Source organism: Rhizobium rosettiformans W3, from assembly GCF_004912135.1.
Classification (GTDB): Bacteria; Pseudomonadota; Alphaproteobacteria; order Rhizobiales; family Rhizobiaceae; genus Allorhizobium; species Allorhizobium rosettiformans.
On sequence record NZ_STGU01000008.1, the window covers coordinates 250,456 to 258,600 of the forward strand.

Below are 8,145 nucleotides of genomic sequence, written 5' to 3' on the forward strand. Positions count from 1 at the left end.
AGAGACAAGCTCCGCATGCGGATGGACGAGATAGCGATGGGCGCTCCATCCAACTCTCAGCGACGCAGGATGCGTGCTGGCGACCTGGCCGACGATTACGGTCGTGCATAAAAGCACAAGAGGACAGGATTTGGTGCCGCATCCGGGCTTGGCGGGCATCTCATCAGGGCAGCAGGGCATATCCCCGGACATCTCCGTACCCGCCACCTTGTCAGCCTCGGCGGAAACTGATGCCGCCATGACGCTATCAGCCGCACCGATGCTCATTGGACCGACAACGATCCCGAGCAACGCGGTCACGAACAGCAGACGGTGGACTATAGCCAGGAACCTCATTGTTTTACTGTGACACGTCAACGCTGAATCGAGAATAGGCTCACAAAGATTTGCGATGGAGCGCGATGCCCGATTGGGAGTTGAGAGGCGGAGAGTGCAGCGATTTAATTTCAACTTGGTTCGGCAGTCTTTTCTGCTCTTGAGGAGATGCGAACCCACGGCACGTCATTTGCTGTCGCACATTCTGGAGCAGTTTCATCGGCTTCGAGAAGGCAACTCAATCGAAAATGAGTTTGCGACCGAGATCGGAAACTGCGGCAGAGCGGTCATCAAGCTTGCGGATTAGCCACTTCAGCTCCAGATACCATCCCGCCAAGGCCGCTTTCAATGGGCGTGCGACGGGGGTGCCGCTCGCTCTAGTCTTATTCACAGACTGGGGAAACGCCGTTCTCCTTGCGGATGGTCGTGAAAACGATCCCGCGGTTGACGGCCATGGGATGCCTCTCCGTTGTCACGACGTAGCCCCTCTCCGCCACCGTCAAGCGCACCACGCGCGGTGAGCGAGTTCGCGGTTCCCACACTCGTAACCGCTGTTGAACGCTCTCAAGTGTTTACGAGCCGCCCAGAGATCAAGTCGACCGGCTTCGATTGAACGCACGGCACATCCAGACGTCGATGCTGAATCAGCATTCGAACCGCTCCAGCATCTTCTTCACTTGCGCGTTTTGCAGGCGAAGCTTTCTCACAAGCTCGCCTCTGAGCGCCCTGATTTCCTCATCTAGGCTGGTCTCGTCATTAGACACCGCCAGAACAGCAGGTGGGGCCTTTGACGCGGCAACGACAGGCTTGACTGTCCTGGAGCGTCCCTTACGCTTGGTCGGCGCGGCCTTTGACGTCTCGTTCACGTTGGAAGCGCTATCTGCCGGAGGACCAACGGTATCAGGCAATTGCGGACGGGAGACATCTTTGACCTCGGAGCTCCCCGGCTCCACCGTGTCTTGGTGATGATCTACCGCTTGTCCGGACGCGCCATGTGGAGCGGCAAGGCCATCGGCGGGATAGAGCGGTCGAGTGCTTTTGGCTCCCGGCAGATCGACAAGATCCAGGCTCTCTCGAACGAACTGTTTGGCCGAACCCGCAGTCCCAGGCTCTTCCGGAGCTCCGTCCTCGGCTTTTTTATCTGCCGGCCCCTTATGTCGCCATGGCGACACAAGTCCGGCAAGGAATTTCCATGGAGATGCCATTCAATCGGCCTGAACTGCCTCGCTTTTCATTCCGGATGCAGGATACGAGACGCCAGAAAGGTGCACCCTTATGTTCGATTGATCGACATCAATTCGCGAACTGGCGAAAGCGCTTATTCTGGTGTCATCTAAGGGAGAAGGTGATGCGGCGTACTTTGGGGCTACGAAACTGGATTATGGTGACTATCGTCGCTCTGGCAATGACGCCTTTGTTCGTTTCCGCTCCGTCGCATGCTGCTCCGCTGAGCTGTTTGTCTCGAATTGTCCACGCAGGCGGTGGTAGTTACATGCCAGCAGATGACCGGAAGGGCCTGGATCTCTGGGCCAATCGCTGTTGTGCGAGCGCCTGCACGCTCTGTGTTACGTGGTCGTCCCCGATTTCGTCGGCACCCGAAGCCTTCGAGCTTGGCCCAATCCTTGTAGTCCGGTCATTTCCATTCCGGGGTCAGATCCCTCCTCCAGGACGTCATCCCCCTCGATCTGCCGCCTGACAAACGCGCCTAATGCGCAATTTCCTGTCAACCGAATGGCCGTTGCAACGGCCGGATCGAGAGAAACATCATGTATCGCAGAGACTTTCTGAAAACGCTCGCCTTGGGTTCCGTGGCCCTGTCCCCCCTCGGCCATGCCTGGGCAAACCCAGGAGCACGAACGAACGAGCTTGTGATTGGTAAACGGACCCTAGACGTCAACGGCAAGGTCGCCTCGGTCTTCCGACTGACCGACAAGGCCGGGAACGCCGGGCTAGTCCTCAACGCGCCCTCGGACTTTGACGTTCTTCTTCGCAACGAAAGCGACGAGGAAACTCTGATCCACTGGCACGGGCTTACGCCGCCTTGGGATTTGGACGGGGTGCCGGGAAACCCGGCTGCGCTGCTTCCGCCTAAGGAGAGACGATCCTACAAGTTTCCCTTGTCGAGAGGCGGTACCCATTGGATGCATGCCCACACACTACAGGAGCAGAGCCTACTCGCAGCACCGCTAATCATACGAACTGCTGATGACCTTGCCCGCGACGAGCAGGAGGTGACCGTGCTCCTGCATGATTTCTCTTTCAAATCGCCCGAGGAGCTACTTTCCGACCTTCAGAGCGGTGGCGGTCATGCCATGCCCTCTGGACACGGAGATATGTCCTCCATGATGAACATGCATGGTGGCCATCAAATGGGCTCGGCTGAAACTTCGGCCGCGCCTCACATGATGATGGGCATGGACCTGAACGACATCGAATATGACGCCTATCTCGCCAATGACCGGACGCTCGATGACCCCGAGATCGTCAAGGTAGAACGGGGCGGCCGCATCAGGCTTCGCATCATCAATGGCGCCACGGCAACTGCCTTCACGATCGATACGGGCGAACTCGAGGGCGAGCTGATCGCTGTCGACGGGATGCACGTCGTCCCGGTCCGCGGCCGACGGTTCCCCTTGTCGATGGGCCAACGGGCCGACATCCGTGTGGCCTTGCCGCCTGCCGACGGGGCGTATCCTATACTGGCTCTGCGGGAAGGGGCCGTTGAGCGCACTGGCGTGATCCTCGCCACCGCCTCCGCACGAGTGCAAAAGCTTGAAACCACTGCGGCAGCCAAGGGCCCGGTTCTTGACCTTTCGCTCGAGCAAAGCCTTCAAAGCCTGACGCCTCTGGCACGGCGCGCTGTTGATCGGCGGTTTGCGCTGATGCTGGGCGGTGACATGGCGACCTATCGCTGGTCCATCGATACCGACAGCCCGATCGAAGTAAGCAGCGGACAGCGCATTCGGATTTCCATGCACAACATGTCGATGATGGCCCATCCGATGCATCTGCATGGCCATCACTTCCAAGTAACGGAAATTAACGGCAAGAACATTTCCGGCGCGATGCGTGACACTGTGATGCTGCCGCCCATGGCGCGGGTATCGATCGAGTTCGACGCAGATAATTCAGGCCGTTGGCCGCTACATTGCCATCATCTCTATCATATGGCGACGGGCATGATGACATTCGTCGACTATGGCCAGCAGGGCTGAGGGAGGGCGAGATGAACAACGCAAATCACCCGCATCACCACCACCACCACGGGCATTCGACTAGTCCGGTAGCCGCTTCGTCCAAGCCTAGCAGTCCGGGCATGGTCAACGCCCAGGTCTACACCTGCCCTATGCATCCTCAAATCCGCCAAACAGAGCCCGGCAATTGCCCCATCTGCGGAATGGCGCTTGAACCGGAAGTGGCGACGCTGGAAACGGGTCCAAGTCCAGAACTGGCGGACATGTCCAGACGGTTTTGGATTGGCTTGGTTCTCAGCATCCCGGTGCTCGCCCTGGAGATGGGCGGCCATCTGACAAACCTGCACATGCTACTGGGGCCACAGACTTCGAACTGGCTACAGTTGGTGCTAGCGACACCTGTTGTCCTGTGGGCGGGCTGGCCCTTCTTCGAGCGCGGCTGGAAATCCTTGGTGACGCGTCATCTGAACATGTTCACGCTGATCGCGATGGGAACGGGTGCCGCCTGGATTTACAGCGTTGTCGCGACCGTTGCGCCGGGACTGTTTCCGGTCACGTTCCGCGCAGAGGGAGGTTCGGTCGCCGTCTATTTCGAGGCTGCTGCCGTCATCACGGTCCTGGTCCTGCTTGGTCAGGTTCTGGAGCTAAGGGCGCGCGAACAGACGGGCGGTGCCATCCGCGCACTTCTCGATCTGGCACCGAAGACCGCACGGCGCGTGCGCGCCGATGGTATAGATGAAGATGTCGGTCTTGACGCCGTGGCTGTTGGCGACCGCCTGCGCGTTCGACCGGGAGAGAAGGTGCCAGTTGACGGCTTGCTTCTGGAGGGCCGAAGCTCCGTCGACGAAGCCATGATTACGGGTGAATCGATGCCCGTCACCAAGGATGTCGGGTCGAAGCTTATCGGCGGGACCATGAACCAGACCGGTGGTTTCGTCATGGAGGCTGGCAAGGTTGGGAGCGACACCATGCTCTCACGGATCGTCCGCATGGTCGCAGAGGCCCAACGCTCGCGCGCCCCCATCCAGCGCCTCGCCGATGAAGTCTCGGGCTGGTTCGTTCCGGTCGTCATCGGAGTGGCACTCGTCGCGTTCGCTGTCTGGATGATCTATGGGCCGGAGCCTCGTTTCGCGCACGCCCTAGTGGCGGCCGTTGCCGTTCTTATCATTGCCTGCCCCTGTGCCCTAGGGCTGGCAACACCAATGTCGATCATGGTTGGCGTTGGTCGGGGCGCTAGTCTTGGCGTGTTGATCAAGAACGCCGAGGCCCTTGAGCGCTTCGAGAAGGTGGATACGCTCGTTGTCGATAAGACAGGCACCTTGACGGAGGGGCGACCCAAGGTGACAGCGATCGTCGCGGTCGCAGGCATCTCAGAATCCGAATTGCTGCGGCTCGCGGCCTCAGTCGAGCGTTCAAGCGAACATCCGCTGGCACTGGCAATCGTCAATGCGGCCAACGACCGTGGCATCGCCCTGGGAGATGCCGCCAACTTCGACAGTCCCGTCGGCAAGGGCGTAACGGGCACGGTTGAGGGCAAGCGGCTGATTCTCGGCAGCCACCGCATCATGGAGGAAGAAGGTGTCGACGTTACCGCGATGACCGCGAAGGCAGAGGAACTTCGCAACGACGGCGCAACGGTCATCTTCACCGCCATCGATGGCCGCTTGGCAGGTCTATTTGCCATTGCCGATCCCATCAAGGCCACGACACCGGATGCGGTGAAGGCGCTCATCGAAGACGGCATTCGCGTCGTAATGCTGACGGGCGACAATAAGACGACCGCTTTCGCCGTAGCACGCCGCCTCGGCATCTCGGAGGTAGAAGCGGAAGTCCTGCCTGAGGACAAGAGCAAGATCGTCTCGCGGCTGCGCAGTGAAGGCAGGATCGTTGCCATGGCGGGCGACGGTGTGAATGATGCTCCTGCCCTGGCCGCAGCAGATGTAGGTGTTGCAATGGGAACAGGAACCGACGTTGCCATTGAGAGTGCAGGGGTCACCCTTCTGAAGGGAGACCTTCAGGGTATCGCCCGGGCACGGCAGATGAGCCGCGCGACGATGAGCAACATCCGTCAGAACCTATTCTTTGCCTTTATCTACAACGCCGCAGGCGTGCCTGTCGCAGCAGGCGTCCTCTACCCCGTCTTCGGGCTGTTACTTTCCCCGATCATCGCGGCGGCGGCAATGGCACTGTCGTCGGTCAGCGTGATTGCTAACTCTCTGAGATTGAGGAACATCAAGATATCACGCTATCAGTGACAGGGCACCATTGCAGTGCTCCAGTGTCAAACATCCTCCGAACATACTATGCCACGTGTTAGGAAATCTGCGCCATCGGAGGAGGCGGGAGAAGACTAGTTCTTCCCCGCCTTCCTTGTTATGCTGCCATGCGCTCGCAACTCTCGGCACATTTACGGCAGACATCAACGCAACTCTGCATGTCGCCCAGTCGTTCGCAATCTTGCGCGCATTGACGACATATTTCCGCACACTCGCGGCACGTATGCCTGTGGTGCTCGGTTCCGATCAACATGAAGTGCGCCGAGGTGCGGCAGATTTCCGCACAGGCCATCATCAGCTTGAAGTGCGTAGGCTCGGTGTGCTTGCCACCAGTTTCAAGACAGTGGCCCATAGCCATTGACAGGCATTCGCTGTAACAAGCGAGGCACTCATTGACACAGGCCTTCATTTCGGGGGACATGTGGTGCATCACTTAACCTCTTTTTCTATCCAAGAGGTGAGTTCCTCGATCTCCTTGGTCTGAGCATCGATGATCTGCTGAGCTGTAGCTTTCATTTCATCGTTGTCACCGTACTGCAACTCGACTTCAGCCATGCTGATTGCGCCCATGTGGTGAGCTATCATTCCGCAGGCGAAGGCCGTGTCCGCATCTTGCTTCATCATCCCCTGCATCATGTTTTGGTGCATAGACATCATGCCTTCCATGGACGCTTTCTGGTGATCATTGAGGTCACCCGTAGGATGTGCACCTTTCCCTTCCATGGGCATATTTCCGCCCATCATCGGCATTTCAGCCATAGAAGTGTCGCTCTTGCACTTTTCCGGAAATGTCGACTGCGCTATGGCGGATCCGAATGGAACCACCATCATGCTGGACATTGAGATTGCGGCTACCGCGCTCTTGACGCAAATGTTCATCTTGAACTCCTTTAAATGGATTAGACGTTGAAGCACTCACACAGAACGAAATCGGGGAGGTGGATCAATCGCCTCGATAAGGAGGAGGGGACGATCGGGATGGCTATTGGTTCGCGGTGGATCGAAGAACGGGTTTGGCAGCGTGGCTAGGGGTGCCACAGGAACGATCGGACAACAGTGCATTTGGGTACAGCACGACCTGCTGTGGTTTACTGTCGCTCCCTCCTCGAAAACCGGCGGGTCCTGAGCAGGGGCTTCCACAATATGGCAACCCGAGGTAGCTGAAGCGAAAGCGGGCGCCATAGCGAACATACCAAGAGCGAGCAACGCCGCAGCTATAATCGACAGACTTGTGTTTAGGCGGCCCGAGAGGGACATCCTGCATCCTCCAACTTAGATCTTGTAACATCGCGCTATCGAAAAGGTTCCAGTCGTGGGGCCATGGCGGATTAGCCGGAAAACCTCGTCCGTCATTTCCACGGCGGCCGCGCCTTGTACACAACGGGACCGTCGTCTGATGTGTAGCATCTGGCCGAAACAATCTGTTACCTTCGGGTAACAAACACGGTGCCACGGCATGCTACCTTAGCACGCAAAGCGCTATTCACGGTGTTGCGGAGAGAGAGAAGCCTTGGATGCCTCAGCCGAAATCCTGATCGTTGACGATGACAGTCAGATCCTGATCCTGATGGCCAAGTTCCTGCGGGCGAACGGCTTTCGCGCGCATACCGCGCGAAACGGCATTGAGATGGCCGAGACATTGAAGCGCGTTTCCGTTGATCTGATCGTGCTTGATCTGATGCTCCCGGGGAAGAACGGGCTGGAGATCTGTCGCGAACTGCGCCGCATTTCCTCTGTCCCGATCATCATGCTGACGGCCAAGGGCGACGAGACGGATCGCATCATCGGTCTTGAAGTTGGCGCCGACGACTATTTGCCGAAGCCCTTCAATCCTCGCGAACTGCTGGCACGCATCGGTGCTGTACTGCGGCGTACCCGTGGGGCTGCAAGCCCGGCGGTGGATCGTGGCGGGCGGAACTTTAGCTTTGCCGGATGGTCACTCGACACAATGAAGCGTGAATTGACCGCACCGAGCGGTGTGGTCGTTGATCTGTCGACAGGGGAATATGACCTGCTGCTCGCGTTTCTCGAAGCGCCGCAACGCGTGCTCAGCCGTGAATTCCTGCTGGATGCGGCCCCCAATCGTGCGATCGATGTCCAGGTCAGCCGTCTGCGTCGCAAGCTCGACGGGCGGGAAGACCTCATACAGACCGTGCAAAATGCGGGCTATCTGTTTGCGACGGGCGTCGTCCGTGACTGACGCTTGTCCCTCACGACGATTGCAGGACTAGTGCCGGCCGATCCACATTGTGGGGCTGCAGAGGTCGTTCATTAGCTCGTTCAGCACCGCTGTGTCGATTTCGAATGCCTGAGAACGCACCACCAGTGTCTGAACCAGAGACTGGACCTGGCTGTCTGCT

At 58.4% G+C, this 8,145-nt stretch carries 6 protein-coding genes; 3 read left to right on the top strand and 3 right to left on the bottom strand.

The window, feature by feature from the left end; translation table 11 throughout:
• Positions 1 to 959 precede the first annotated feature (959 nt).
• Complete coding sequence (locus FAA86_RS15960) at positions 960 to 1,520, bottom strand: hypothetical protein (RefSeq protein ID WP_136542180.1); 561 nt, start codon at positions 1,518 to 1,520, stop codon at positions 960 to 962.
• Between the two features lie 561 nt (positions 1,521 to 2,081).
• On the opposite strand from FAA86_RS15960, the gene FAA86_RS15965 reads away from it, so the two are divergent.
• The gene (locus FAA86_RS15965) at positions 2,082 to 3,530 is read left to right on the top strand and encodes a multicopper oxidase family protein (RefSeq protein WP_136542181.1); all 1,449 of its coding nucleotides are present in this window, start codon (positions 2,082 to 2,084) and stop codon (positions 3,528 to 3,530) included.
• An 11-nt stretch (positions 3,531 to 3,541) separates the two neighbouring features.
• Positions 3,542 to 5,764, top strand: a complete 2,223-nt coding sequence (locus tag FAA86_RS15970) for a copper-transporting P-type ATPase (RefSeq protein WP_136542182.1) — start codon at positions 3,542 to 3,544, stop codon at positions 5,762 to 5,764.
• A 118-nt stretch (positions 5,765 to 5,882) separates the two neighbouring features.
• Here the strand turns inward: FAA86_RS15970 and FAA86_RS15975 are convergent, their stop codons facing one another.
• Together FAA86_RS15975 and copM are read right to left on the bottom strand one after the other, a co-directional pair.
• On the bottom strand, positions 5,883 to 6,215 hold the full coding sequence (locus FAA86_RS15975; RefSeq protein ID WP_136542183.1) for a four-helix bundle copper-binding protein: 333 nt from the start codon (positions 6,213 to 6,215) through the stop codon (positions 5,883 to 5,885).
• On the bottom strand, positions 6,215 to 6,664 hold the full coding sequence (copM, locus tag FAA86_RS15980) for a CopM family metallochaperone (protein WP_136542184.1): 450 nt from the start codon (positions 6,662 to 6,664) through the stop codon (positions 6,215 to 6,217). The genes FAA86_RS15975 and copM overlap by 1 nt, the downstream gene beginning before the upstream one ends.
• Before the next feature lie 631 nt (positions 6,665 to 7,295).
• Here copM and FAA86_RS15985 point away from each other — a divergent pair.
• Positions 7,296 to 7,985: a response regulator gene (locus FAA86_RS15985; protein ID WP_136542185.1), complete on the top strand. Its 690-nt coding sequence runs from the start codon at positions 7,296 to 7,298 to the stop codon at positions 7,983 to 7,985.
• Positions 7,986 to 8,145: the final 160 nt, after the last annotated feature.

Bases quoted from the DNA above. Each gene is read 5' to 3' on its own strand.
- FAA86_RS15970 (WP_136542182.1), top strand. From the start codon at position 3,542: ATGAACAACGCAAATCACCCGCATCACCACCACCACCACGGGCATTCG.
- FAA86_RS15960 (WP_136542180.1), bottom strand. From the start codon at position 1,520: ATGGCATCTCCATGGAAATTCCTTGCCGGACTTGTGTCGCCATGGCGA.
- FAA86_RS15965 (WP_136542181.1), top strand. From the start codon at position 2,082: ATGTATCGCAGAGACTTTCTGAAAACGCTCGCCTTGGGTTCCGTGGCC.
- copM (WP_136542184.1), bottom strand. From the start codon at position 6,664: ATGAACATTTGCGTCAAGAGCGCGGTAGCCGCAATCTCAATGTCCAGC.
- FAA86_RS15975 (WP_136542183.1), bottom strand. From the start codon at position 6,215: ATGCACCACATGTCCCCCGAAATGAAGGCCTGTGTCAATGAGTGCCTC.